A 24,338-nucleotide genomic window follows, 5' to 3' on the forward strand; every position below is an offset into this window, starting at 1 on the left:
GCGTGACGCCCTTGCCGTGTTGCCTAGGCCAGCAGCCCCTTGGCGATGTGGGTGACCTGAACCTCGTTGCTTCCGGCGTAAATCATCAGCGACTTGGCATCGCGGGCCAGCTGCTCGACGCGGTACTCGGCCATATAGCCGTTGCCGCCGAACAGCTGCACGGCCTCCATCGCCACCTCGGTGGCCGCCTCCGAGGAGTACAGCTTGACCGCCGAGGCCTCGGCCAGCGTCAACGGTTTACCGGCCTGCTGACGCTCGATCGTCATGAACACGATGTTCTGCACGTTCATCCGGGCGATTTCCATCTTCGCCAGCTTGAGCTGGATCAGTTGGAACTGCCCGATGTTGCGGCCCCACAGCGTGCGATTCTTCGCGTAGTCCACGCACAGCCGGTGGCATTCCTCGATGATGCCCAGCGCCATCATCGCGATCCCGATCCGCTCGGCGGCGAAGTTGTCGCGGGCGCTTTCGCGGCCGTCACTCTGCTGCTCGCTCTCGCCGAGCAGCCGGTCCGGGGTCAGCCGCACGTTGTCGAAGAACAACTCGCCGGTCGGCGAGGACATCATGCCCATCTTCTTGAACGTTTTGCCCTGCGTCAGGCCCGGCATCCCCGCGTCCAGCACGAACACCAGCACCGGGCGGTTGCGCTTATCTACGCCGGCGTCGCCCTCGTCCAGCTTGGCGTAGACCACCAGCACGTCAGCGTAGGGGCCGTTGGTGATGAAGGTCTTCTGCCCGTTAAGGATGTAGTCTTCGCCGTCACGCTTGACGTAGGTCTTCATCCCGCCGAACGCGTCCGATCCGGAGTCCGGCTCGGTAATCGCCCACGCCGCAATCTTTTCCAGCGTCATCAGCTCCGGCAGCCAGCGCTCCTTCTGGGCCAGCGTGCCGCGGCTCATGATGGTCGCCGCGCCCAGGCCCAGGCTCACCGATGCGGTGCTCAGCAATCCGATGCTGACCCGGGCGATTTCGGAAACCAGTACCGCGACCATCGATTGCTGGCCGGCCATGCCGCCGGAATCGTCTGTGGTGTCCGGCTTTTCACCGTTTTGCCGGGCGCGCTCGCGGTCCAGCATCTTCTTGACCGACTCGGCGGCCATCGTGTCGAGGCCGAACTGGCTGAAGAATTTGCGCGCGATCGGATACGGCGACAACCCACCGGTTTCCAGCTCGTCCAGATGCGGGCGGATTTCCTTATCCACGAACTGACGAACGGCATCCCGCATCATCAGGTCGGTTTCCGACCATTCGATCATGGCGTCCTAACGCTCGGCCCGCTGGTAGGCGGTCACGACGGCGGCCCCACCCAGCCCGATGTTGTGTTGCAGTGCAGCGCTGACGTTGTCGACCTGACGCTTGTCGGCCTGGCCGCGCAGCTGCCAGTTCAGCTCGGCGCACTGCGCCAGCCCGGTCGCGCCCAGCGGGTGGCCCTTGGAGATCAGCCCGCCGGACGGGTTGATCACCCAGCGCCCGCCGTAGGTGGTGTCGCCGTCGTCGATCAGCTTGGGCGCCTCACCCGCACCGCACAGCCCGAGGGCTTCGTAGAGCAGCAGTTCGTTGGCCGAGAAGCAGTCGTGCAACTCGATCACCTGGAAGTCCTCCGGGCCCAACCCGGACTGATCGTAAACCCGTTGCGCCGCTTGAACATTCATGTCGTAGCCGATGAGGCCCTTGGCGCTGCCGTCGAAGGTGGACTTGAAGTCGGTGGTCATGGCCTGCCCGACGATTTCCACCGCCTGGGTGGCCAGCCCGTGGCGGTCGACGAATCCCTCCGAGGCCAGGATCGCCGCGCCCGACCCGTCGGACGTCGGCGAGCACTGCAACTTGGTCAGCGGGTCGTAGATCATCTTCGCCGCCAGGATGTCGTCGAGGGTGTACTCGTCCTGGAACTGGGCGAACGGGTTGTTCACCGAATGCTTGTGGTTCTTGTAGCCGATCTTGGCAAAGTGCTCCGCGGTCGAGCCGTACTGCTTCATGTGCTCGCGGCCTGCCGCGCCGAACATCCACGGCGCCGCCGGGAAAACGAACTCGCTGATCTCGGCCATCGCCTTGACGTGCTTGTCCATCGGGTTGGTGCGGTCTTCGTAGGTCGTCGCCAGCGACCCGGGCTTCATCTTCTCGAACCCCAGCGCGATCGTGCAGTCGGCCAGCCCGCCGCGAATCGCCTGCGCGGCCAAAAACAGTGCGGTCGAGCCCGTCGAACAGTTGTTGTTGACGTTGACGATCGGAATGCCGGTCAGGCCCAGTTCGTAGAGTGCGCGCTGGCCCGCGGTGGATTCGCCGTAGACGTAGCCGACGTAGCCCTGCTCGATCTCGCTGTAGTCGATGCCCGCGTCGGTCAACGCGTTGGTGCCCGACTCCCGTGCCATGTCCGGGTAATCCCAACCCTCGCGGCGGCCCGGCTTCTCGAACTTCGTCATGCCCACGCCGATGACATAGACCTTGTTGGACATCGTTGCCCCTTTCGACCGGCCCGACGGCCCGAGTTGTTGACACCCGTCTAGTCGGCAGCTTAGCCGTGCTGGTTTGGCGGCGGAAACCCCGTCACAACGTCGCCGGGCGCGGTCCGATTACCCGGCTCCTCCTCAGAACGGGCCGTTCTGCATCGTCGCCGGGCGCAGCACCACCACCGATTTGGTCCGCGAACCCTCGTCGCGCAGCAGCGCGACCACCCGGCCGTCGTCGCAGGCGGCGGCGTAGACGCCGTCGATTCCCGCCGGTGACAAGGGCCGGCCGTGGCTGGCCGACTCGGCCTCCTCGGCGGTCAGCACCCGGAGCGGGAACACCAGCAGGCATGCCTCGTCCAACGTCCAGCTCAGCCCCGGCCGCTCGGCCAGTTCGTCGAGCGTGCGCGCCTGGTCCAGCCCGAAGCGGCCGACGCGGATGCGCCGCAACGACGTCAGATGTCCACCCACCCCGAGCGCGGACCCCAGGTCGCGGGCCAGCGCACGGATGTAGGTACCCGACGAGCAGTCGACCTCGACGTCGAGATCGATCACCTCAGCGCCGCGTCGGGTCGCGGTGACCTCGAACCGGTCGATGCGGACCGGGCGGGCGGTGAGCTCGACGGCCTCTCCCTCGCGGACCCGTTGATACGCGCGCTTGCCATCGACCTTGATCGCGCTGACCGCCGAGGGCACCTGTTCGATGTCGCCGCGCAGCCCGGCGACCGCTTCGGCGATGGCCCGATCCGTCACGTGCGAGGTCGAAACACTTTGCAGCAGTTCACCTTCGGCGTCCTCGGTGGAAGTCGTCTGGCCCAGACGGATCGTCGCGGCATACGACTTCTCCGCTGCCGTCAACAGGCCGAGGATCTTGGTGGCACGATCGATCCCGATCACCAGCACGCCGGTGGCCATCGGGTCCAGTGTGCCGGCGTGGCCCACCCGGCGGGTGGCAAAGATCCGGCGGCAACGGCTCACCACGTCGTGACTGGTCATTCCGGCGGGCTTGTCGACGACGACCAATCCCGGTCCGGTGGGGCTTCCGGTCATAGGACGATCGCGGTGAGCACGAGTCCGCGGTCGACCGTCCAGCGGCCCCGCAACACGGTCAGCGGCGGACCCGACAGCGCCTCCGGGTCGATCAGGACCCGCGAGACAAAGGTGCCGGCCGTCGGGCCGTCGGCCTCGAAGCTGATGTGGGCGTCTTCGAAACCCAACCATCTCTTGGTCAGCGGGAACCACGACTTGTACGTTGCCTCCTTGGCGCAGAACAGGATTCGATCCCAGTGCAGGCCGTCCGGCATTGCCCGCGGAATTTCGCCGCGCTCGGCCGGCAGGCTGATCGCATCCAGTACACCGTCGGGCAACACGTCGTGGGGTTCGGCGTCGATGCCCACCGAGCGCACCGCGGTGCTGCGCCCCACCACCGCACCGCGATACCCCGTGCAGTGGGTGAGGCTGCCGACCACACCGTCGGGCCAGCAGGGTTCTCCCTTGTCGCCCTTGAGGATCGGCACCGGCGGCAGGCCCAGCTCACCCAGCGCGACCCGTGCGCAGTACCGCACGGTGACGAACTCGTTGCGCCGCTTGGCCACCGACTTGGCGATCAGCGGCTCTTCTTCCGGCAACGGGGCCAGCCCGGGCGGGTCGGAATACAGCTCCGCGCAGGCCATTTCGGAGGTCGTCGGCACCACCGACGACACCAGCAGTTCGGCCGTCATCGCGACTGCCGCTGGCGCAACTTTTCCCGGAACTGCTCGGACTGCGCCTTCATCTCGGGCGTGATCACGAAGTGGCCGCCGAAGTCGTTGAGGTAGCCCGGCGCGTACTGCGGATCGGGCAGGATCTGGCGCAGCCAGCTGTACGGCTTGCGGCGCCGCCATTCGCGCGGGTAGCCGACCGAGACTTCCTCGAAGCGCACGTCGTCGTACCAGGTGGTCCGCGGGATGTGCAGGTGGCCGTAGACCGAGCAGATGGCGTTGTAGCGGGTGTGCCAGTCGGCGGTCTTGGTGGTCCCGCACCACAGCGAGAACTCCGGATAGAACAGCGCATCGCAGGGGTCGCGCACCAGCGGGAAATGGTTCACCAACACCGTCGGCGTCATCCAGTCGAGTTGCTCCAGGCGGGCCCGAGTGATGTCCACCCGCTCGCGGCACCAGGCGTCGCGGGTCGGGTACGGCTCCGGCGAGAGCAGGAATTCGTCGGTGGCCACCACGTTGCGCTCGCGCGCGATTTCCAGGCCCTGGGCTTTGCTCAGCGCCCCCTCTGGCAAGAAGGTGTAGTCGTAGAGCAAGAACATCGGCACGATCGTGGCCGGGCCGCCGCGTTCGGTCCACACCGGGAACGGATGTTCCGGGGTGATCACGCCCATCTCGTCGCAGATGTTGACCAGGTAGTCGTAGCGGGCCTTGCCGAAGACCTGGTTGGGATCACGGTTGGTGGTCCACAGCTCGTGGTTGCCCGGCACCCAGATCACCTTGGTGAACCGGCGTCGCAGCAGGTCAAGGGCCCAACGGATCTCGTCGGTGCGCTCGGCCACGTCGCCGGCGACGATCAGCCAGTCCTCCGGCGACGACGGATGCAGCGATTCGGTGACCGGCTTGTTGCCCATGTGACCCGTGTGCAAGTCGGACACCGCCCACAGCGTCGGCTGCCCCCGATTGCTCGAGTCGCTTGTCACCACGAGTAACCAGCGTAACGACCCGGCGCGCTGACCCCGGTTCGGCCGCGGCCTTCGGCCCCGCCGACGCCCCGTGCACCTGCCGGTTAGAACAAGTTCAGGTTTGGCTGTCACCTCGCGCACGTGACTTGTAAACTCCCCGCAAAGGGACGGCCGAGGGTAGGGGGTGTCATGTTCACCACGGTGCGCCTGCTGGGGGCGCTTGGTGCGGTGATCACAGCGGTCATCGGCGGCACCGTGGGCTGGCACAGTGCGCCGCCGGCGCCGACCCAAGCCGACCGGAGCGTCGGGCTGCGCTCGACCGCGCAGCCGATGGAAACCACGATGAAGAGCCCGATCATCGCGACCACCGACCCGAGCCCGTTCGATCCCTGCCGGGACGTTCCGTTCGACGCGCTGCAGCGACTCGGGCTGGCGTTCACCCCGCCCGAACCCCAGGACGGGCTGCGCTGCCAATTCGACGCGGGCAACTACCAGCTCGCCGTTGAACCCATCGTCTGGCGCACCTACGAGCAGTCGTTGCCCCCCGATGCCCTCGAGACGACGATCCAGGGGCACCGGGCGGCCACCTACTGGGTGCTGAAGCCGACCTACCACAACAGCTACTGGTTCTTCTCCTGCATGGTGGCGTTCAACACCAGCTACGGCGTGCTGCAGCAGGCCTTGTTCTACTCGACGGTTTACTCCAACCCCGAGGTCGACTGCCCGTCCACCAACCTGCAGCGGGCCAACGACCTCACGCCGTACTACAAGTTCTAGCCCGGCCGTATCGCTGGCGTCGGCCTCTAATCTGATGGACGTGACTACAACGTCGACTCGATTCGGGCCGCCCGTGCGGCACAGCCTCGCCGAGGCCGGCGTCAACGCCGCGGGCCGGCTGCTGGGTCTGCGGCCGGCCACCACCGGCTACACCGTGCACCGCGTCGACGTCCCGATGCGCGACGGGGTGCGACTGGTCGCCGATCACTACGCGCCGGCCACGTCTGACCCGGCCGGCACCGTGCTGGTGCGCGGACCCTACGGCCGCGGATTTCCGTTCGCGCTGCTGTTCGCCCGGCCCTACGCCGCGCGCGGCTACCACGTCGTCCTGCAGAGCGTGCGTGGCACGTTCGGGTCCGGCGGTGCCTTCGAGCCGATGATCAACGAGGCCACCGACGGCGCCGACACCGTCACATGGCTGGTCGAGCAGCCCTGGTTCACCGGCCGCTTCGCCACCATCGGGCCGTCGTACCTGGGATTCACCCAGTGGGCGATATTGCAGGATCCGCCGCCGCAGCTGGCCGCGGCCGTGATCACCGCGGGGCCGCACGATTTCGCGGAGTCGGTGTACGGCACCGGGTCGTTCGCGGTCAGCGACTTTCTGGGCTGGAGCGACCTCGTCGCACATCAGGAAGACCCGCTCCGGCTTAAGTCCGGCATCCGGCAGATGCGGACACCGCGGCGCATCGCGGCCACGGTCGCCGGGGCGCCGTTCGGCGCGGCGGCCCGGCGAATGCTGGGCAGCGGGGCACCGTGGTTCGAGTCGTGGGTGGAAAACCCCGACCCACAGCACCCCTTCTGGGAGCGGCTGCGGTTCGGCTCGTCGCTGGACCGCGTGCAGGTGCCGGTGTTGTTGCTGGGCGGCTGGCAGGACGTCTTCGTGCGGCAGACCATGCAGCAGTACCGGCAGCTGCGCGGGCGCGGTGTCGACGTCGCGCTGACGATCGGCCCGTGGACCCACACCGAGCTGCTCACCAAGGGCCTGAGAACCAGCCTGCGCGAATCCCTGGACTGGCTGGACACCTATCTGGCGGGCGCCGCGGCGAGCAGCCGCCCCAGCCGGGTTCGCGTCTGTGTGACCGGCCAGGGCTGGCGCAACCTGCCCGACTGGCCGCCGGCCACCGCGCAGCGCGCCCTGTACCTGCGGCCGGGCCGCTATCTGGACGACACGCCGCCCACCGACCTGCCGAAGCTACCGCCGGCGACATTCCGGTACGACCCCGCCGACCCGACGCCGACGATCGGCGGCGGGTTGCTGTCCCCGATCGGCGGCTACCGCGACGACAGCCGCCTCGCGCTGCGCGACGACGTGCTGACCTTCGACAGTGCGACGCTGCTGCACGATCTGTGCGTGTACGGCAGCCCGGTCGTCGAGCTGGCGCACCGCTCGGACAATCCGAACGTCGACCTGTTCGTCCGGGTGAGCGAGGTCGACGCGAAGGGCCGCTCGCGCAACGTCAGCGACGGCTACCGGCGGCTGGGCGTGCCGAGCAAGACCGTCACGATCGAACTCGACCCGATCGCGCACCGATTCCGCGCCGGCTCGCGGATCCGGCTGCTGATCACCGGCAGCTGGTCGCCCCGCTACGCGCGCAACCCGGGCACCGGTGAGCCGACGCTGACGGCACGCCATATCAAGCCGGCCACTCACGCCATCGCCTACGGGCGTTCCCGGCTACTGATTGCGGTCGGTCCGTCCGACCTGTCATCCAACGGCATCGCGGACCCGGGCGGCGACGTCGGCTAGCACGGCTTGGTCGTGAATCGGCGTCCCTACCGCGGGCCGGGTGGGTAGCTGCACCCAGCTGGTGCAACCGCCGTACTCCGGCGTGCGGGTCAGCGGTATCGGCTCGACCAGTGGACTCACCGACACCACCAGCGCGGCCAGTTTGTGTTTGGGCCGGAAGTCGAGCCGGTCGGCGCGTATCGACTCGGCGGTCCAGATGTGCAAATCCTCGATCTCGCCGAGCCGCTCGGGCCGGTTAACCGACAGTGCCGCAACCACTTTGGCCGACGCGCGAATCACCAGCCGATCCTCGGTGCTGTCGGCCGCCGCCGCGGCCAGCAGGTCGCGATGCTCGGGCCGGACCCGCTCGGCGTGGCTGTGCGCGACGGTCGGGAACAACAGGAACTCACCGGCTGCCACGTCGAATCGTTTCTCGCCGATGCCGCCCTTGCGCAACAGCAGGTACTGGCGGCCCTGCAGCAGCGCATGCACGGCCGCGCTCCACTCCTTGAGCGCGGGAGTCGTTGCGGTCAGCGTCATTTCGCGGCGGCGAGGCGGGCGACGACCTCGGGCCGGCGCAGCGGCGGGACGGTCTTGGGCGGTTGGCGACGCGGGGGCAGGGACTCCAGCAATCGCGTCGTCGTCCGCGTGACCTCGGCGACGTCGGCCTCGAACGCGTCGACGTTGGCCGCCGACGGGTGCGTTATGCCGCTGACTTTGCGCACATACTGGCGCGCCGCCGCGGCGATCTCCTCAGCCGTGGCCGCGGGCTGCAAACCGCGCAGTTCGGTGATGTTCCGGCACATCCTTCAACGATAGGCGGGGTCCGGCTGCGAGCCCAGGCGGTGGGCTAACCCTTGAGCAGCTCGGCGACGTGGGCTGCGACGGAATCCGCCAGTCCCTGAAGGTCGTACCCGCCCTCCAGCACCGCCACCAGCCGCCCGTCACAAAGCCTTTCGGCCGAGTTCATCAACTCGCGGGTCACCCAGCCGAAGTCGTCGGCCGTCATCGTCAACGAGCCAAGAGGGTCGCGTTCGTGCGCGTCGAATCCCGCGGACACCAGTATGAACTCCGGAGCGAACCGGTCCAGCGCGGGCAGTATTCGTTGCTGGAAGGCCTCGCGTAGCTCGGCCCCGCCGTCGCCCGGCTTCAGCGGCGAGTTGAAAATATTACCGACCCCGGTTTCGGCCACCGCACCGGTGCCGGGAAACAGCGGCATCTGATGGGTGGACGCGTACAGCACGTCGGGATCGGAGTAGAAGATCTGTTGAGTGCCGTTGCCGTGGTGAACGTCGAGATCGACGATCGCGACCCGCGTCAGCCCGTACTTCCGCTGCGCATACCGCGCTCCGATGCTGATGTTGTTGAACAAGCAAAAGCCCATCGCTCGTTCGGTTTCGGCGTGGTGGCCCGGCGGCCGGCAGGCCACGAAAGCATTCTGGGCCTGCCCGGTCAGCACGCTGTCGATCGCCTGCAGCGTGCCGCCGACCCCGCGCAGGGCCACCGTCCACGTCGACGGCTCCATCATGGTGTCGCCGCCGTCCAGGTAGACATAACCCTGCTCCGGGCAGGCGGCCTCGAGGTCGTCGACGTAGCGGTTCGAATGCACATAGCGGGCCGCCGCCAGGTCCGCCGGCTCGGCGTGCTCGCGCACCAGCGAGTCGAACTGCGGCTGACCGAGCACGGCTTCCACCACGCGGTAGCGGTCCGGCCGCTCCGGATGGCCGGCCGCGGTCTTGTGGTCGGCGAAACTGGGATGGTGCAGCAGCAGGGTGGACATCGCGGCGGACCTCTTTCCAGGATCGTGGGCTACCCGGTTGCAGTATCGCCAAGGCACCGATCGATTTTCGCTATCAGTCGGTGCTTGCGCGGACCAGCCGCACGGGCGCCCAAGCGCATCATATGGCTGCCAAAACCAGGGTGCGCGACGGTCGTCGAAAGCGCCTGTCAAGGCTGACAATTCGGGTTGTACGAGCACGGCCGATTCTTGACGGGTATTGCGGATATCGCCTTGACTCGTTTCGTATTTCGATGCGGGCATTCCGCGATACGGAAAGGTCAGCGATGGTCGGTGCGACGTATGCGGTGAACTGCTCGATCCTTTTCACCGACCTGCCCGTGCTGGACCGGCCGGGCGCGGCTCGCGCGGCCGGCTTCGAGGCGGTGGAGTTCTGGTGGCCGTTCGCCGAGGCAACGCCCCCGGAGCCGGACGTCAAGGCATTCGTCCGCGCCATCGAACAGGCGGGTGTGCAACTGTCCGGACTGAACTTCTTCGCCGGAAACATGGCCGGCAGCGACCGCGGAATCCTGTTAGACCCCACGCTGACAACCCAGTTTCGCGACAATGTGCACGTCGCCATCGATATCGCCGAAAGGCTGGGCACCCGGGCGTTGAACGCCTTGTACGGCAACCGCATCGACGGCATCGCGGCGGCGGTGCAGGACGAGGTCGCGGCGAAGAATCTTGGCTACGCGGCGCAAGCCGCCGAGCGCATCGGCGCGACGGTGCTCATCGAGGCGGTCAGCGGTGCGCCGCGCTACCCCCTCGAGACGGCGGCCGACGCCATTCGCGTTATCGACCGCGTGCGGGCGCAGTCGGGTGCCACCAATCTGCGGCTGTTGGCGGACGTGTATCACCTGTATGTCAACGACGACGATGTGACCGAGGCCCTGCTGTCCAACTACGAACGGTTCGGGCACGTTCAGGTCGCCGATGCCCCCGGGCGCGGGGAGCCGGGCACCGGTGAGGTCCCGCTTGGCGACTATCTCGCCATCCTGCTGGAACGTGACTACAGCGGCTACATCGGTTTGGAGTACCGGGCTTCTCGGCCCGACACGTTCGATTGGCTGCCGCGCGACGAACGAGGACGCGGCGGTGTCAACGTCGAATCCCTGAGAACACCGACAGGAACGAGAAACCAGTGAGCACGATCGGCTTTATCGGCCTGGGCATCATGGGCAACCCGATGGCCTGCCACCTCGCCCGAGCCGGCCACACCGTCGTCGGTTACAACCGCTCGCCGGGTCGCGCCGCGGAGCTGATCGAAGCCGGTGGGACAGAGGCTAACTCGATCGCCGAGGCGGTGAAGGATGCCGACGTGGTGGCCGTGATGGTGCCCGACTCCCCCGACGTGCAAAACGTGTTGCTCTCGGAGGACGGTGTTTTCGCCCACGCTCAACCCTCGACGCTGGTGATCGACTTCTCTTCGATCCGCCCCGACGTCACCGTCGAGCTGGCCAGGGAGGCCGCCCAGCGCGGCCTGCGTCTGATCGACGCCCCGGTGTCCGGCGGTGAGCCCGGCGCCATGAACGCAACGCTGTCGATCATGGTCGGCGCGGCGGACGCCCACTTCGCCGCCGCCAAACCGATTCTCGAGAGCGTCGGCAAGACCATCGTCCATGTCGGCGGCAACGGCGCGGGGCAAACGGTCAAGGCCGCCAACCAGCTGATCGTCGCCGGCAACATCAAGTTGCTGGCCGAGGCGATCACGTTCCTGCGCGCCTACGGTGTCGACCTGGACGCGGCGGTCAAGGTGCTGGGCGGAGGGCTGGCCGGCTCGGCGGTGCTCGACCAGAAGGCGCCGAAGATGCTGGGCCGCAACTTCGATCCGGGTTTCCGGATCCAGCTGCACCACAAAGACCTGGGCATCGTCACCAGCGCGGCGCGCGAAGCCGGCGTGGTCATCCCGCTCGGGGCCGTCGTCGCGCAGTTGATGGCCTCCGCCGTGACCAACGGGGACGGCGCCCTGGACCACTCCGGCCTGCTGCGCGGTGTCGAGCGCCTCTCCGGAGCCAACCGTGGCGAGATCCAATGACGCGTATGCGTACCGTCGACGCGGCCGTCAGGATCCTGGAAATCGAGGGCGCCACACAGGCTTTCGGGTTACCCGGCGCCGCCATCAACCCGTTCTACTCGGCGATGCGCGCCCACGGCGGAATCCGGCATCTGCTGGCCCGCCACGTCGAGGGCGCCAGCCACATGGCCGAGGGCTACACCCGCGCCGCGCCGGGCAACATCGGGGTGTGCATCGGCACCTCGGGACCGGCGGGCACCGACATGGTGACCGGATTGTATTCGGCCAGCGCCGATTCCATTCCCATCCTGGCCATCACGGGCCAGGCCCCCGTCGACAAGCTGCACAAGGAGGACTTTCAGGCCGTCGACATCGCCGCGATCGCCGCCCCGGTGACGAAAATGGCGATGACGGTTCGCGAAGCCGGGCAAGCCCCCGGTGCCTTCGCCAAGGCGTTTCACCTGATGCGCTCGGGGCGACCCGGCCCCGTCCTGATCGACCTGCCCATCGACGTGCAGCTGGCCGAAATCGACTTTGACCCGGCGGCTTACGCGCCGCTGCCGATCTACAAACCCGTGGCCACTCCCACGCAGATCGCCAAGGCACTCGACATGCTGTGCAGCGCGCGGCACCCGCTGATCATCGCCGGCGGCGGCATCATCAACGCCGACGCCGCCGAACTGCTCGTCGAGCTCGCCGAGGTGCTCAATGTCCCGGTGGTGCCGACGCTGATGGGCTGGGGCACCATTCCCGACGACCACCGGCTGGCCGCCGGCATGGTCGGGTTGCAGACCGCCCACCGGTACGGCAACGCCACGCTGCTCGAGTCGGATGTCGTGCTGGGCATCGGCAACCGGTGGGCCAACCGCCACACCGGTGGACTCGACACCTACCGGCGAGGTCGCCGCTTTGTCCACATCGACATCGAACCCACCCAGATCGGCCGGGTCTTCGCCCCGGATCTCGGCATCGTCTCCGACGCCAAGGCGGCCCTGGAACTCCTGGTCGCCGCGGCATCCCAGCGGCGCGCCGCGGGCAACCTGCCCGATTGGACGGGCTGGGTGCGCGACTGCCAGGAGCGCAAACAGACGATGCACCGCAAGACCCACTTCGACGACATCCCGATCAAACCCCAACGCGTCTACGAGGAGATGAACCGGGCGTTCGGCCGTAATGCCCGCTATGTCACCGCGATTGGGCTCTCCCAGATCGCCGGCGGGCAATTTCTGCAGGTGTTCAAACCCCGGCACTGGATCAACTGCGGACAGGCCGGACCGCTGGGATGGACGGTTCCCGCGGCACTCGGCGTGGTCGCCGCCGACCCGAGCGCCACGGTGGTTGGGTTGTCGGGTGATTACGACTTCCAGTTCCTCATCGAGGAACTCGCCGTCGGCGCGCAATTCAACCTGCCCTACGTGCATGTCGTGGTCAACAACTCCTACCTGGGGCTGATCCGGCAGGCTCAGCTCACCTTCGACATGGACTACTTCGTTTCGTTGGCCTTCGACAACATCAATGCCCAGGAATCCGGCGACAACGATTTGCCGAAGGGCTACGGTGTCGACCATCGCCGGGTGGTAGAAGGATTGGGCTGCAAGGCGATTCAGGTCACCGACCCCGCACTGATCGCGCCGGCACTGGCCCAGGCCCAGCAGCTGGCCCGCGAGCACAAAGTGCCCGTGGTGGTCGAGATCTTCCTGGAACGCATCACCAACATCGCGATGGGCACCGACATCGACAAGATCGCCGAGCACAATGAGCTGGCCACCACCATCGACGACTCACTCACCGCCGCAGCGCTATTCGACTAGCCCAGTGACCTGCCCCCGCCGACCGCGCCGGCGGCATCCAATCCGTGGAACGCGCGTTCGGAGCACTAGAGATACTGGCCGCCGTGGGCGAGACGGGCGCGCTCGGCAAGCTGGCCGCTCGCGCGGATCTCCCGCAACCCACGATGCACCGGCTCGCCCGGACATTGCTTCACATGCGATATCTGCGCCAGCTGCCCAACCGGCCCAATTCGACAACGGCGCCAGCGGCTAGGTGCCCGGCCGACCGGTCCATCGCGACCCTCTACGGTGATGGGAATGAGCGACGACATTCTGCTGATCACCACCGACGAGCGGGTACGCACCCTGACGCTGAACCGGCCGGAATCGCGCAACGCGCTGTCCGCCGCGCTGCGGGATCGGTTCTTCGGCGCGCTGACCGAGGCCGAAAGCGACGACGACGTCGACGGCGTGATCCTGACCGGGGCCGATCCGGTGTTCTGCGCCGGACTCGACCTGAAAGAGCTCGGCGATTCGACGGCGCTGCCCGACATCTCGCCGCGGTGGCCGTCGATGACCAAGCCGGTCATCGGCGCGATCAACGGCGCCGCGGTCACCGGCGGGCTGGAGCTGGTGCTGTACTGCGACGTCGTGATCGCGTCGGAACGGGTACGCTTCGCCGACACTCATGCCCGGGTGGGCCTGCTGCCGACCTGGGGCTTGTCGGTGCGGTTGCCCCAGAAGGTGGGCAGCGGCATGGCCCGGCGCATGAGCCTCACCGGCGATTACCTGTCAGCCGCCGACGCGCTGCGCGCCGGGCTGGCCACCGAGGTGGTGCCACACGATCAGCTGCTGCCGACCGCGCGTCGAGTGGCCGCGTCGATCGTCGGCAACAACCAGAACGCGGTGTGGGCGCTGCTGGCCTCCTACCACCGCATCGACGAGTCCCAGACCAGCGAGGGTTTGTGGCTGGAAGCCATGGCGGCCAGGCAATTCCGGACCACCGGCGACGACATCGCCGCCAATCGGGAGGCAGTGCTGCAACGCGGACGCGCGCAAGTCCGCTTAATCATTGCGATGTCAGGATTCGCCCCGTTCGGGCACCAGCAAATGGCCTACCCGGCGCCGCAAATTCATTTCATATGCCATTGACCTGTATCGCGAAACTTTTGATCGCCAGCAGCGGCAATAGCCAATACGATCCCAACAACGGCCCGAAACAATGCAGGAGGAATCGATGCGCATTTTCGTCGACCTCACGATGCGGGTTCTCGGCGTCCTGCCCCTGGTCACCGCGTCCGCGGTCGCGTCCGGGCAGCACGCGACCGCGGAGCCGCCACCGCGATTTCCGAATCTCGACGGATTCACCGCCGTTCCCGCCGACGGGTATATCTCCACATCGTTGCCGGGCAACGCGCCCCGGATTATCTTCTCGACCCAGAACTCGGTGGTGTGCGACTTCTACGGTGGGCCCCCGCCCGCACCGCAACCGTCGCAAGACATTAAGTGCAATGGCGAAGTACCCGGAATGGACGACGTTCTCTTTCCCGGCGGCGGTCACCCGAAAGCCGGCGACTGTGTGGAGGGCTCGGTGAATTTCAAGGGGCCCGGCTACGAATTGAGCCGAATGACCTACGGCGGATGCGGCGGCAACCCGGCCGCATTGCGCTACGGCGGCAAGACATTGGCCGCCGGGCAGAAGCTGTCCTACCTCAACGTCACCTGCGCGGTGGGCGCGGACAACCTGATCGCCTGTCTGGATACCACCAGCGGGGACCACGGATTCGTGCTGCAGTCCGTCGGAAGCTGGGCGTTCTAACCCAACGCCGCCCGCAGCGCGGCCACCACATCCTCGATCGAGCCGGAGGTCGAATAGCCGGCCGCCAGCCGGTGCCCACCGCCGCCGAACACCGACGCGACCGCGGCCAGATCCACGTCGGCCTTGGCCCGCATCGACACCGACCACTGTTGCGGGTCAACCTCTTTGAACACCGCGGCCACCTCGGCCTGCTGGGTGGTGCGCACGATGTCGACGATGCTCTCGACTTCCTCCGGTCGTGAATTCGTCCAGTCGTCGTTGCCGACGACCGCATAGACCAGACCGCGCCCCTGCACTGCGTCCGGCACCAGCTGCGCCGAGCCGAGCACCCGCGACAGCAGCGGCAGCCAGACGAACGGGTGGGTGTCCAGCAGGGTGCGGCTGATCTGGGCGTTGTCCACGCCGAGCTCGACCAGGCGGGCGGCCAGCCGAAACGCGCGGGCGCTGGCCCAGCGGAACGAGCCGGTGTCAGTGGTCAGCCCGGCGTAGATGCAGTGCGCCACGTCGCGGTCGATCTGCTTGCCCCAGGCGTCCAGCAGCTCGGCCACCAACAACGTCGTCGAGTCCGCCGACGGGTCAACGTAATTCGCGGTGCCGAACAACTCGTTGGAGGCGTGGTGATCGATCACCAGAAGCGGCTGCTCCGGGCCGAGCACGTCGCCGAGTGCGCCGAGCCTCTTTTTGCTCGGAACATCCACCGTCACAACCAAATCCGCGTCGCGGCGCATCTCCTCGGGGCTCACCAGCAGCTGACACCCGGGCAACGAACGCAACGACTCCGGCAGCGTGGCCGGCGCGGCGAAGCTGACCTCGACCTCTTTTTCGCTGCGGTCGAGCACCGTGGCCAGTGCCAATCCCGCGCCGATGGTGTCGGCGTCGGGATGCACGTGGCCGATTACTGCGATTGTCGTTGCGGCCGAAAGCAGTTCGGCCGCACCCACCGCGTCTACCCGCGTCCCCGCGATTGGAACGCGGGCCAGCTCAGTCTTTCCGTCGATGGTCGTCACCGCGGTCCTCCACGTCCGCTGCCATCGTCGTCTCCCCGTTCTCCCGATACGGATCGGCCTCACCGGCCGGCTTGGCCCCCAGGCGAACCCGCGCCACGTCCTCGTCGGCGGCGCGGGCGCGCGCCAGCAGCTCGTCCATCCGCGCCACCGCGTCGGTGGTCGTGTCGCGGGTGAACGTCAAGGTGGGAGTGAAGCGCACGCCGGTGCCCGCACCGACCATTGTCCGCAGCGTTCCCTTGGCCCGGTCCAGCGCGGCCGCGGCGGCCTCGTAGTCGGGCTCGTCGTCCAGGGTGCGTCCCATCACGGTGTAGAACACCGTCGCGTCGTGCAGGTCGGCGGTCACCTTTGCGTTGACGATGGTCACCCCGTCCAGCCCGGGATCCTTGATGTCGAATTCGATCGCCGAGGCGACGATGGCGTTGACCCGTTTGGCGAGCCGGCGCGCCCGTCCGGGGTCAGCCATCAGGCGCGCTCCTTCTCGACCAGCTCGAAGGACTCGATGATGTCGCCTTCCTTGATGTCGGAATAGGTCAGCGTCATACCGCATTCGAAGCCGTCGCGAACCTCGGTCACGTCGTCCTTCTCCCGGCGCAGCGAGGAGATCGTCAGGTTATCGGCGACCACGATGTTGTCGCGCAGCAACCGCGCCTTGGCGTTGCGGCGCACGACACCGGAGGTGACCAGGCAACCGGCGATGACACCGACCTTCGAGGACCGGAAGATCGCCCGGATCTCGGCGCGGCCCAGCTGGTTCTCCTCGTAGATCGGCTTGAGCATGCCGCGCAGGGCCTTCTCGATCTCGTCGATGGCCTGGTAGATCACCGAGTAGTACCGGATGTCCACGCCCTCGCGGTTGGCCAGCTCGGTCGCCTTGCCCTCGGCGCGCACGTTGAAGCCGATGATCACCGCGTTCGAGGCCGACGCCAGGTTGACGTTGGTCTCGGTGATGCCACCGACGCCGCGGTCGATGACGCGCAGCTCCACCTCGTCGTCGATCTCGATTCCCATCAGGGCCTCTTCCAGCGCCTCGACGGTACCGGCGTTGTCGCCCTTGAGGATCAGGTTCAGCTGGCTGGTTTCCTTCAGCGCGGCGTCCAGGTCGTCCAGGCTGATCCGCTTGCGCGAGCGGGCCGCCAGCGCGTTGCGCTTGCGGGCGCTGCGCCGGTCGGCGATCTGGCGGGCGATGCGGTCCTCGTCGACGACCAGCAGGTTGTCCCCGGCGCCGGGCACCGACGTGAACCCGATGACCTGCACCGGCCGCGACGGCAACGCCTCGTGGACGTCCTCGCCGTGCTCGTCGACCATCCGCCGGACCCGGCCGTAGGCGTCGCCGGCGACGATCGAGTCGCCGACCCGCAGCGTGCCGCGCTGGATCAGCACGGTGGCCACCGGTCCGCGACCGCGGTCCAGGTGCGCCTCGATCGCCACACCCTGGGCCTCCATGTCGGGGTTGGCGCGCAGGTCCAGCGCCGCGTCGGCGGTCAGCAGCACCGCTTCTTCCAGCGCGTCGATGTTGGTGCCCTGCTTGGCAGAGATGTCGACGAACATCGTGTCGCCACCGAAATCCTCTGCCACCAAACCGTATTCGGTGAGCTGGCCGCGGATCTTGACCGGGTCGGCACCTTCCTTGTCAATCTTGTTGACCGCCACCACAATCGGCACGTCGGCCGCCTGCGCGTGGTTGATCGCCTCCACCGTCTGCGGCATCACGCCGTCGTCGGCGGCGACCACCAGGATCGCGATGTCGGTGGCCTTGGCACCGCGGGCACGCATGGCGGTGAACGCCTCGTGACCCGGGGTGTCGATGAAGGTGATCAGCCGCTCGGTGCCCTCGAAGTCGACGGCCACCTGGTAGGCACCGATGTGCTGGGTGATGCCACCCGCCTCGCCCTCGCGGACGCTGGCGTTTCGGATGGTGTCCAGCAGTCGGGTTTTACCGTGGTCGACGTGACCCATCACGGTCACCACCGGTGGACGGGTCTGCAGGTCTTCCTCGCCGCCCTCGTCCTCGCCGTAGGTGAGGTCGAACGACTCCAGCAGCTCACGGTCCTCGTCCTCGGGGCTGACGACCTGGACGACGTAGTTCATCTCGCTGCCCAGCAGCTCGAGCGTCTCGTCGCCGACCGATTGGGTCGCGGTGACCATTTCGCCGAGGTTGAACAGCGCCTGCACCAGCGAGGCCGGGTTGGCGTTGATCTTGTCCGCGAAGTCGGAGAGCGACGCGCCGCGGGCCAGCCGGATGGTCTCGCCGTTGCCGTGCGGCAACCGCACGCCACCGACGACCGGCGCCTGCATGTTCTCGTATTCGGCGCGTTTGGCCCGCTTGGACTTGCGACCGCGCCGGGGCGCGCCGCCGGGACGACCGAACGCTCCCGCGGCGCCACCGCGCTGGCCGGGACGACCACCGCCACCACCGCCGCCCGGACGGCCGTGGAAGCCACCGCCACCGCCGGGCGCGGCACCGACGCCGCCTCCGCCGCCGCGGTAGTTACCACCACCGCCGTCGCGCCCGCCACCGGGACCACCGGGCCGGCCACCGCCGGGACGGGGTCCGCCGGAGCGGGCCGGACCACGGAAGCCGCCGGCGCCACCGCCGGGACGCGGCGGCATGCTGCCGGGCGACGCCCCACCGGGCCGCGGCGCGCCGGGCCGGGGCGCCCCCAGGCGCGGTGCCTGCGGACGCGGAATGGGCCGGTCGACGGGCTGCGCCGACGAGAACGGGTTGTTGCCGACGCGCGGGGTGCGCGTGGCCGGCTTCGGCATCGGGCCGGGCCGCGGGCCGGGTGTCGCACCCGGCGACGGAAGCTGCTGACCGGGTGCCGGCGTTCTCGGCTGACCGGGCGCCGGCGCCGAGGAACGCGCGGGCGACGGCGCGGGCCGGCCGGGCGCGGGCGTCGGCGCCACGGGCGTTTCGGTCCGCGCCGCCGGGGCGGGCTTGGCCGCGGGGGCGGCCGGTGTCCCGGTCTCGGCGGGCTTCGCGGGCCCGGCGGCGGTCGCACCGTTGCCGGAGGGCTTCTGAATCGCCTTGTCCAACGCCTTGTCGAGCGAGCGGTCCGGGGTCTTCGGCGCGCTCTTGGCCGCGGCCGCGGGCTTGCTGCCGCCGAACGACTCGCGCAGCCGGCGGGCGACCGGCGCTTCTACGGTCGACGAGGCGGATTTGACGAATTCGCCCTGTTCATTCAGCCGGGCGACAACTTCCTTGCTGGTGACACCGAGTTCCTTGGCCAACTCGTGTACGCGGGCCTTACCTGCCACTACATCTCCTGTCTATGAGGCGACAGTCGTGGGCCGCGCCTCGGGTTTAGCTATGACGCATGGTCATCGGGACTTCACGGTGTGCTCATGTTCTTCGCTACCTGTTCTGTTGCCGGGCGAGTCGAGCACCCGTAGGTACTCCACCAGCGCGGATGTGTCCGGTGGACGATCGATGCGCAACGCTTTGGTGAAAGCCCGCCGCCGAATCGCCTCGTGTGCGCACCGCGGTACGGGATGCAGCCACGCACCCCGCCCCGGCAGGCGAGCCGCAGTGTCAACGATCACGGCGTATTCACCGTTCCCGCTCGACACCGCCACCACGCGGAGCAATTGGACTGCCAGCTCTCGCTTCCGGCACCCGACACACGTCCGCACGGGTCCGCCCGTGTGTGTGCGCGCCGAGGCCGAACGCTCGCGCTGGATCACGGCTCAGTCTAGCGTCACGGAACCGATGGTCAGAACCACCCGCAACCGCACCATAACCTGCGTACCGGATCGCTAGTGATCGTGGGCCATTGGGTGGCTGGTGCCGTGTTCCGGCTGGTCGTCCGAGTGTGCAGGGGAACCGGCGGGCGAATCGCCGCGAATGTCGATGCGCCACCCGGTCAGCCGGGCGGCCAGCCGCGCGTTCTGCCCCTCCTTGCCGATGGCCAGGGATAGCTGGAAGTCAGGCACCACCACGCGGGCGGCGCGGGCCGTCTGGTCGATCACCGACACCGAGACCACCTTCGCCGGCGACAAGGCGTTGGCGACGAAACGCGCCGGGTCCTCGTCGAAGTCGATGATGTCGATCTTCTCGCCGGACAGCTCGCTCATCACGTTGCGCACCCGCTGACCCATCGGACCGATGCAGGCACCCTTGGCGTTCAGGCCCGGCACCCGGGACACGACCGCGATCTTGGAGCGGTGACCCGCCTCGCGCGCGACGGCCACGATCTCCACCGACCCGTCGGCGATCTCGGGGACTTCCAGCGAGAACAACTTGCGGACCAGGTTGGGGTGGGTGCGCGACAACGTGATCAGCGGCTCACGCGAGCCCCGCGTCACGCCGACCACGTAGCAGCGCACCCGGTTGCCGTGCTCGTAGCTCTCGCCGGGAACCTGTTCGGCCGCGGGGATGACGCCCTCGGACACCTTGGTCTCCGAGCCCATCCGCACGACGACCAAACCTCGGGCGTTGGCGCGGCTGTCGCGCTGGATCACGCCGGCGACGATTTCGCCCTCGCGAGTGGAGAACTCGCCGTAGGTGCGCTCGTTCTCCGCATCCCGGAACCGCTGCAGCATCACCTGTCGTGCGGTGGTCGCCGCGATGCGGCCGAAACCCTCAGGGGTGTCGTCCCACTCGCTGACGACGTTGCCGTCCTCATCGACCTCGCGGGCGATCACCTTCACCACACCGGTCTTGCGGTCGATCTCGATCCGCGCGTCGTTCTGGTGGCCCTGGGTGTGCCGGTAGGCGGTCAGCAACGCCGACTTGATCGTCTCGAGCAACTCGTTGACCGAGATACCCCGGTCCACCTCGATCGCGTGCAACGCGGCCATGTCGATGTTCATCAGCGCCGCTCCTTCTCATCGCTACGCTCTGCATCGTCGCCGGCGCGGTTCATGCCTCGGCCTCCGTTCTGTCCCCCACGCCCGCCAAATCCAGCTCGGCTGCCGATGGCGACGAAAACTCAACCTGGACAACAGCTTTCGCGATCTCGGCGAGCGGTATCTCGCGCACCGCCCAGTCGCGGCCGGCGCGGACCACCAGCGCTACCGCGCCGGCACGGGTCTGACCCACCCGACCGGTCAACCGCGATCCGTCCGTCAACGCCAGCTCGACCTTGCGGCCACGGGCGCGGCGGAAGTGTTTCTCGTCGGTGAGCGGACGGTCCACGCCGGGCGAGGAGACCTCGAGAACATAGCTGTCGGCAATGCTGTCCAGGCCATCCAACAAAGCGGACGCCGAACGTGACAGCGTCGCCACGGTGTCCAGATCCAAGGCGGTGTCGCCATCGGCGATCACGGTGATTCGCGGCGGGCGCACCCGGGAATCGATGACCACGTCTTCGATCTCATAGCCGGCGCGCGCGAACTCTCCCCCGAGTAGCTCGATCACCTGCGTCTGCGACGGTAGCCCGGTGGTCACGGCGAGCTCCTAATCTTGAGTTGTCCGGTCATCTGGCTGATGTCGCCGCCCCTCGGACTTCGGGCGGCTTCCGGCGTCCCGGTGGAACGGGTTCACGTTCCGCGAGAACCGGCTACCAACGATACGCCAGGAATCGCGTTTGACGAGGTGATCGCGCAGCCCAAGGTCCTCCGCGACATGACCGGCTCGCGGCCAATGGCAGGATGTTGAGCGTGCCTAGCGCTGCAGGAGTCACCAATCGGCGGGGTGTGCTCGCCGGGGGTGCCGCGCTTGCCGCGCTCGGAATGGTCGCCGCCGCCTGTGGCGAGCCCCCGCCGAAACCCCCTGCCGTCGAACAACTGTTGGGTCCGTTGGACCAGGCCAGGCACGACAGCGCGCTCGCCGGTGCGGCCGCCGCCGCCGTCGGCGTCGCACCGCAGATCGCCGCGGCGCTGTCGGTGGTCGCCAACCAACGCGCCGCCCATGCCCGCGCGCTGTCCACCGAGATCGCCCGGGCGGCCGGCAAGCTGACCGCCTCATCGAGCGAGACGACGAGTTCCAGCCCGACGGCCGCGCCGGCCGGGCCACCGCCGCCGCCACCGGCGGTGTCCGACGTGATCAACGCACTGAAGACCTCAGCCGACAACGCGGCCCGCCTGGTGGCCGGCGAGTCGGGCTATCGGGCGGGGCTGCTGGCGTCGATCGCCGCGTCTTGCACGGCGTCGTACCAGGTTGCCCTGGTCCCCGGGGGGCCGTCGATATGACCTCGGGCAAAGACGCCGACAACGCGGCGCTGTGCGATGCGCTGGCCGTCGAGCACTCGACGATCTACGGCTACGGCATCGTGTCCGCGTTGTCGCCGCCCAGCGTCAACAACCTGGTGTTGGAGGCGCTGCTGCAGCACCGCCAACGGCGCGACGACGTGATCGCCATGCTGGCCGCGCGCAAGGTCACCCCGCCGCCCGCCGCCGCCGGGTATCAGTTGCCCCTGCTGGTGGCCAGCCCGGCCGATGCGGCCCGCCTGGCGGTACGGATGGAAGGCGACGGCGCGACCGCGTGGCGCGCGGTCACCGAGCACGCCGAAACCGCCGACGACCGGGCATTCGCCGCCACGGCGCTGACGCAGAGCACGGTGATGGGCGCCCGGTGGAGCCGCATCCTGGGCGCGTGGCCGATCACCAGCAGTTTCCCGGGCGGCAACGAGTAGTCCCGGCTACCCCGTCAGCGCCGCCACGATGTCGGTGGCCAGCGAAACCCCGGTCGCCAACTCGCGGGTCTGCCCGCCGAAGCGGTCGCGCAGCTCCACAACGCCGTCGGCCCAGCCCCGCCCGACCACCACGATCCAGGGCATCCCGAGCAGCTCGGCGTCCTTGAACTTGACCCCGGGCGAGGCGCTCCGGTCATCGAGCAGCACCTCGAGACCCAACCGATCCAGATCCGCGGCCAGCGCAATGGCGCCGTCGCGTGCCCCGGCGTCCTTGTTGGCGATGACCAGGTGCACGTCGAACGGCGCGATCGATGCGGGCCAGCGCAGACCCAGCTCGTCATGATGTTGCTCGGCGACAACGGCGACCAGCCGCGACACCCCGATGCCGTAGGAGCCCATCGTCAGCCGCACCGGCTTGCCGTCCTCGCCGAGCACGTCGACGGCGAACGCGTCGGTGTACTTGCGGCCCAGCTGGAAGATGTGCCCGATCTCGATGCCGCGCGCCATGACCAGCGGGCCGGCCCCGTCCGGGGACGGGTCGCCCTCGCGCACCTCGGCGGCCTCGATGGTGCCGTCGGCGGTGAAATCGCGTCCGGCCACCAGCCCCACCACGTGGCGGCCCGGCTCGTCGGCGCCGGTGATCCAGCTGGTGCCGTCCACCACGCGCGGATCGACGAGATAACGAACCTCGTTGTCCCGCAAGGCCTTCGGACCGATATAACCCTTGACCAGGAAGGGGTATTTGGCGAAGTCGGTGTCGCTCAGCAGCTCGTATTCGGCCGGCTCCAGCGCGGCGCTCAGCCGTTTGTCGTCGACCTCGCGATCGCCGGGCACCCCGATGCCCAGCAGCTCCCACTCCCCGCCGGGTTGACGGACCTTGACCATGACGTTCTTCAGGGTGTCCGCCGCGGTGACGGTGCGGCCGAGACCGGCGCCGTTGGCCCACTGTACCAGCGTCGCGATGGTCGGCGTGTCACCGGTGTCGTGCACTACCGCGTCGGGCAGCCCCTCGATCGGCTGGGCCTCGGGCGCCGCGGTGACGACCGCCTCGACGTTGGCCGCGTATCCGGATTCCACGCACCGGACGAAGGTGTCCTCGCCGATCGGGCTCTCGGCCAGGAACTCCTCGGATGCGCTGCCGCCCATCGCGCCCGACACCGCCGAGACGATGACGTAGCGAACCCGCAGCCGGTCGAAGATGCGCTGGTAGGCCTCGCGGTGCACGTGGTAGGCGGACTTGAGCCCGGCCGCGTCGATGTCGAAGGAGTAGGAGTCTTTCATCACGAATTCCCGGGCCCGCAGGATGCCGGCCCGCGGCCGCGCCTCGTCGCGGTACTTGATCTGAATCTGGTACAGCGTCAGCGGGAAATCCTTGTAGGAGCTGTACTCGCCCTTGACGCCCAGGGTGAAGAACTCCTCGTGGGTGGGCGCCAGCATGTAGTCGTTGCCGCGGCGGTCCTTGACCCGGAACACCCCGTCGCCGTATTCCGTCCAGCGGTTCGTCGTCTCGTACGGCCCGCGCGGCAGCAGGCCGGGGAACAGAATCTCTTGCCCGCCAATCGCGTTCATCTCCTCACGGACGACGCGTTCGATATTGCGCAGCACCCGCAGCCCCAGCGGCAGCCAGCTGTACAGCCCGGGAGCGACCTGCCGGATGTATCCGGCTCGCGCCAGCAGTTTGTGGCTGGGCACTTCGGCGTCGGCGGGGTCGTCGCGCAGGGTGCGCAGGAACAGCTCGGACATCCGGGTGATCACAGCGGGCCAGCCT

Annotated in this window: 23 protein-coding genes and 2 pseudogenes; 10 read left to right on the plus strand and 15 right to left on the minus strand. The window is 68.2% G+C overall.

Annotated elements, in window-relative coordinates:
- Nucleotides 1-23: 23 nt before the first annotated feature.
- From T428_RS0108885 to T428_RS0108905, 5 genes are all read right to left on the minus strand, one after another.
- The gene (locus T428_RS0108885; protein WP_025736195.1) at nucleotides 24-1,256 is read right to left on the minus strand and encodes an acyl-CoA dehydrogenase family protein; all 1,233 of its coding nucleotides are present in this window, start codon (nucleotides 1,254-1,256) and stop codon (nucleotides 24-26) included.
- A 6-nt stretch (nucleotides 1,257-1,262) separates the two neighbouring features.
- The gene (locus tag T428_RS0108890) at nucleotides 1,263-2,453 is read right to left on the minus strand and encodes a lipid-transfer protein (RefSeq protein WP_025736196.1); all 1,191 of its coding nucleotides are present in this window, start codon (nucleotides 2,451-2,453) and stop codon (nucleotides 1,263-1,265) included.
- Nucleotides 2,454-2,585: 132 nt separating this feature from the next.
- The gene (gene truB, locus T428_RS0108895) at nucleotides 2,586-3,494 is read right to left on the minus strand and encodes a tRNA pseudouridine(55) synthase TruB (protein ID WP_025736197.1); all 909 of its coding nucleotides are present in this window, start codon (nucleotides 3,492-3,494) and stop codon (nucleotides 2,586-2,588) included.
- A complete protein-coding gene (pptT, locus tag T428_RS0108900; protein ID WP_025736198.1) occupies nucleotides 3,491-4,165 on the minus strand; it encodes a 4'-phosphopantetheinyl transferase PptT in 675 nt (224 codons plus the stop codon). The genes truB and pptT overlap by 4 nt, the downstream gene beginning before the upstream one ends.
- Nucleotides 4,162-5,127: a metallophosphoesterase family protein gene (locus T428_RS0108905; protein ID WP_036467579.1), complete on the minus strand. Its 966-nt coding sequence runs from the start codon at nucleotides 5,125-5,127 to the stop codon at nucleotides 4,162-4,164. The genes pptT and T428_RS0108905 overlap by 4 nt, the downstream gene beginning before the upstream one ends.
- A 168-nt stretch (nucleotides 5,128-5,295) precedes the next feature.
- Between T428_RS0108905 and T428_RS0108910 the strand changes: the two genes are divergently transcribed.
- On the plus strand, nucleotides 5,296-5,883 hold the full coding sequence (locus T428_RS0108910; RefSeq protein ID WP_025736200.1) for a DUF3558 domain-containing protein: 588 nt from the start codon (nucleotides 5,296-5,298) through the stop codon (nucleotides 5,881-5,883).
- Nucleotides 5,884-5,923: 40 nt separating this feature from the next.
- On the plus strand, nucleotides 5,924-7,630 hold the full coding sequence (locus T428_RS0108915; RefSeq protein ID WP_025736201.1) for a CocE/NonD family hydrolase: 1,707 nt from the start codon (nucleotides 5,924-5,926) through the stop codon (nucleotides 7,628-7,630).
- Here T428_RS0108915 and T428_RS0108920 read toward each other — a convergent pair.
- The 3 genes from T428_RS0108920 to T428_RS0108930 are packed head-to-tail and all read right to left on the minus strand — an operon-like array spanning nucleotide 7,589 to nucleotide 9,389.
- A complete protein-coding gene (locus T428_RS0108920; protein WP_025736202.1) occupies nucleotides 7,589-8,149 on the minus strand; it encodes a DUF1802 family protein in 561 nt (186 codons plus the stop codon). The two genes, T428_RS0108915 and T428_RS0108920, sit on opposite strands and share 42 nt — an antisense overlap.
- A complete protein-coding gene (locus T428_RS0108925) occupies nucleotides 8,146-8,415 on the minus strand; it encodes a DUF2277 domain-containing protein (RefSeq protein ID WP_025736203.1) in 270 nt (89 codons plus the stop codon). Before T428_RS0108925 ends, T428_RS0108920 begins: the two co-directional genes overlap by 4 nt.
- A 44-nt stretch (nucleotides 8,416-8,459) precedes the next feature.
- The gene (locus T428_RS0108930) at nucleotides 8,460-9,389 is read right to left on the minus strand and encodes a histone deacetylase family protein (protein WP_025736204.1); all 930 of its coding nucleotides are present in this window, start codon (nucleotides 9,387-9,389) and stop codon (nucleotides 8,460-8,462) included.
- A 284-nt stretch (nucleotides 9,390-9,673) separates the two neighbouring features.
- Here T428_RS0108930 and T428_RS0108935 point away from each other — a divergent pair, with 284 nt between their 5' ends.
- The 6 genes and pseudogenes from T428_RS0108935 (at nucleotide 9,674) to T428_RS0108955 (ending at nucleotide 14,991) form a co-directional block, all read left to right on the plus strand.
- Nucleotides 9,674-10,534, plus strand: a complete 861-nt coding sequence (locus T428_RS0108935; protein WP_025736205.1) for a hydroxypyruvate isomerase family protein — start codon at nucleotides 9,674-9,676, stop codon at nucleotides 10,532-10,534.
- Nucleotides 10,531-11,424, plus strand: a complete 894-nt coding sequence (locus T428_RS0108940) for a 2-hydroxy-3-oxopropionate reductase (RefSeq protein WP_025736206.1) — start codon at nucleotides 10,531-10,533, stop codon at nucleotides 11,422-11,424. The genes T428_RS0108935 and T428_RS0108940 overlap by 4 nt, the downstream gene beginning before the upstream one ends.
- Nucleotides 11,421-13,214: a glyoxylate carboligase gene (gene gcl / locus T428_RS0108945; RefSeq protein ID WP_025736207.1), complete on the plus strand. Its 1,794-nt coding sequence runs from the start codon at nucleotides 11,421-11,423 to the stop codon at nucleotides 13,212-13,214. Before T428_RS0108940 ends, gcl begins: the two co-directional genes overlap by 4 nt.
- A gap of 44 nt (nucleotides 13,215-13,258) precedes the next feature.
- Nucleotides 13,259-13,399, plus strand: a pseudogene (locus T428_RS35350) (helix-turn-helix domain-containing protein); the annotation flags it as partial.
- 91 nt (nucleotides 13,400-13,490) lie between these two features.
- Nucleotides 13,491-14,237, plus strand: a pseudogene (locus T428_RS0108950) (enoyl-CoA hydratase); the annotation flags it as partial.
- A gap of 172 nt (nucleotides 14,238-14,409) precedes the next feature.
- The gene (locus T428_RS0108955; protein WP_025736209.1) at nucleotides 14,410-14,991 is read left to right on the plus strand and encodes a hypothetical protein; all 582 of its coding nucleotides are present in this window, start codon (nucleotides 14,410-14,412) and stop codon (nucleotides 14,989-14,991) included.
- Here the strand turns inward: T428_RS0108955 and T428_RS0108960 are convergent.
- The 6 genes from T428_RS0108960 to rimP form a co-directional block, all read right to left on the minus strand.
- A complete protein-coding gene (locus T428_RS0108960) occupies nucleotides 14,988-15,998 on the minus strand; it encodes a DHH family phosphoesterase (protein ID WP_025736210.1) in 1,011 nt (336 codons plus the stop codon). The two genes, T428_RS0108955 and T428_RS0108960, sit on opposite strands and share 4 nt — an antisense overlap.
- Nucleotides 15,973-16,461 carry a 30S ribosome-binding factor RbfA gene (gene rbfA, locus T428_RS0108965; RefSeq protein WP_025736211.1) on the minus strand — a complete coding sequence of 163 codons (489 nt, stop codon included), beginning with the start codon at nucleotides 16,459-16,461 and terminating at the stop codon, nucleotides 15,973-15,975. Before rbfA ends, T428_RS0108960 begins: the two co-directional genes overlap by 26 nt.
- Nucleotides 16,461-19,253, minus strand: coding sequence for a translation initiation factor IF-2 (gene infB / locus T428_RS0108970; RefSeq protein ID WP_025736212.1), 2,793 nt, complete (start codon nucleotides 19,251-19,253; stop codon nucleotides 16,461-16,463). Before infB ends, rbfA begins: the two co-directional genes overlap by 1 nt.
- Nucleotides 19,254-19,316: 63 nt before the next feature.
- Complete coding sequence (locus tag T428_RS0108975; protein ID WP_211243909.1) at nucleotides 19,317-19,679, minus strand: YlxR family protein; 363 nt, start codon at nucleotides 19,677-19,679, stop codon at nucleotides 19,317-19,319.
- Between the two features lie 72 nt (nucleotides 19,680-19,751).
- Nucleotides 19,752-20,807, minus strand: coding sequence for a transcription termination factor NusA (nusA, locus tag T428_RS0108980; RefSeq protein ID WP_025736214.1), 1,056 nt, complete (start codon nucleotides 20,805-20,807; stop codon nucleotides 19,752-19,754).
- 49 nt (nucleotides 20,808-20,856) lie between these two features.
- Nucleotides 20,857-21,384: a ribosome maturation factor RimP gene (gene rimP / locus T428_RS0108985; protein ID WP_025736215.1), complete on the minus strand. Its 528-nt coding sequence runs from the start codon at nucleotides 21,382-21,384 to the stop codon at nucleotides 20,857-20,859.
- A 203-nt stretch (nucleotides 21,385-21,587) separates the two neighbouring features.
- Here rimP and T428_RS0108990 point away from each other — a divergent pair, with 203 nt between their 5' ends.
- On the plus strand, nucleotides 21,588-22,127 hold the full coding sequence (locus T428_RS0108990; protein WP_051465172.1) for a hypothetical protein: 540 nt from the start codon (nucleotides 21,588-21,590) through the stop codon (nucleotides 22,125-22,127).
- Nucleotides 22,124-22,570 (plus strand): ferritin-like domain-containing protein, encoded by a 447-nt coding sequence (locus T428_RS0108995; protein WP_025736217.1) that lies wholly within the window; start codon nucleotides 22,124-22,126, stop codon nucleotides 22,568-22,570. The genes T428_RS0108990 and T428_RS0108995 overlap by 4 nt, the downstream gene beginning before the upstream one ends.
- A gap of 6 nt (nucleotides 22,571-22,576) precedes the next feature.
- Here T428_RS0108995 and T428_RS0109000 read toward each other — a convergent pair whose 3' ends face one another.
- Nucleotides 22,577-24,325: a proline--tRNA ligase gene (locus tag T428_RS0109000; protein WP_025736218.1), complete on the minus strand. Its 1,749-nt coding sequence runs from the start codon at nucleotides 24,323-24,325 to the stop codon at nucleotides 22,577-22,579.
- Nucleotides 24,326-24,338: the final 13 nt, after the last annotated feature.

The sequence above is a fragment of the Mycobacterium genavense ATCC 51234 genome (assembly GCF_000526915.1).
Lineage (GTDB): Bacteria > Actinomycetota > Actinomycetes > Mycobacteriales > Mycobacteriaceae > Mycobacterium > Mycobacterium genavense.

What these genes read in the sequence shown, in the direction of transcription:
- T428_RS0108885 (WP_025736195.1), bottom strand. Translation starts at nt 1,256, where the DNA reads ATGATCGAATGGTCGGAAACCGACCTGATGATGCGGGATGCCGTTCGT.
- T428_RS0108890 (WP_025736196.1), bottom strand. Translation starts at nt 2,453, where the DNA reads ATGTCCAACAAGGTCTATGTCATCGGCGTGGGCATGACGAAGTTCGAG.
- truB (WP_025736197.1), bottom strand. Translation starts at nt 3,494, where the DNA reads ATGACCGGAAGCCCCACCGGACCGGGATTGGTCGTCGTCGACAAGCCC.
- pptT (WP_025736198.1), bottom strand. Translation starts at nt 4,165, where the DNA reads ATGACGGCCGAACTGCTGGTGTCGTCGGTGGTGCCGACGACCTCCGAA.
- T428_RS0108910 (WP_025736200.1), top strand. Translation starts at nt 5,296, where the DNA reads ATGTTCACCACGGTGCGCCTGCTGGGGGCGCTTGGTGCGGTGATCACA.
- T428_RS0108920 (WP_025736202.1), bottom strand. Translation starts at nt 8,149, where the DNA reads ATGACGCTGACCGCAACGACTCCCGCGCTCAAGGAGTGGAGCGCGGCC.
- T428_RS0108925 (WP_025736203.1), bottom strand. Translation starts at nt 8,415, where the DNA reads ATGTGCCGGAACATCACCGAACTGCGCGGTTTGCAGCCCGCGGCCACG.
- T428_RS0108930 (WP_025736204.1), bottom strand. Translation starts at nt 9,389, where the DNA reads ATGTCCACCCTGCTGCTGCACCATCCCAGTTTCGCCGACCACAAGACC.
- T428_RS0108935 (WP_025736205.1), top strand. Translation starts at nt 9,674, where the DNA reads ATGGTCGGTGCGACGTATGCGGTGAACTGCTCGATCCTTTTCACCGAC.
- gcl (WP_025736207.1), top strand. Translation starts at nt 11,421, where the DNA reads ATGACGCGTATGCGTACCGTCGACGCGGCCGTCAGGATCCTGGAAATC.
- T428_RS0108955 (WP_025736209.1), top strand. Translation starts at nt 14,410, where the DNA reads ATGCGCATTTTCGTCGACCTCACGATGCGGGTTCTCGGCGTCCTGCCC.
- rbfA (WP_025736211.1), bottom strand. Translation starts at nt 16,461, where the DNA reads ATGGCTGACCCCGGACGGGCGCGCCGGCTCGCCAAACGGGTCAACGCC.
- nusA (WP_025736214.1), bottom strand. Translation starts at nt 20,807, where the DNA reads ATGAACATCGACATGGCCGCGTTGCACGCGATCGAGGTGGACCGGGGT.
- T428_RS0108990 (WP_051465172.1), top strand. Translation starts at nt 21,588, where the DNA reads ATGTTGAGCGTGCCTAGCGCTGCAGGAGTCACCAATCGGCGGGGTGTG.
- T428_RS0108995 (WP_025736217.1), top strand. Translation starts at nt 22,124, where the DNA reads ATGACCTCGGGCAAAGACGCCGACAACGCGGCGCTGTGCGATGCGCTG.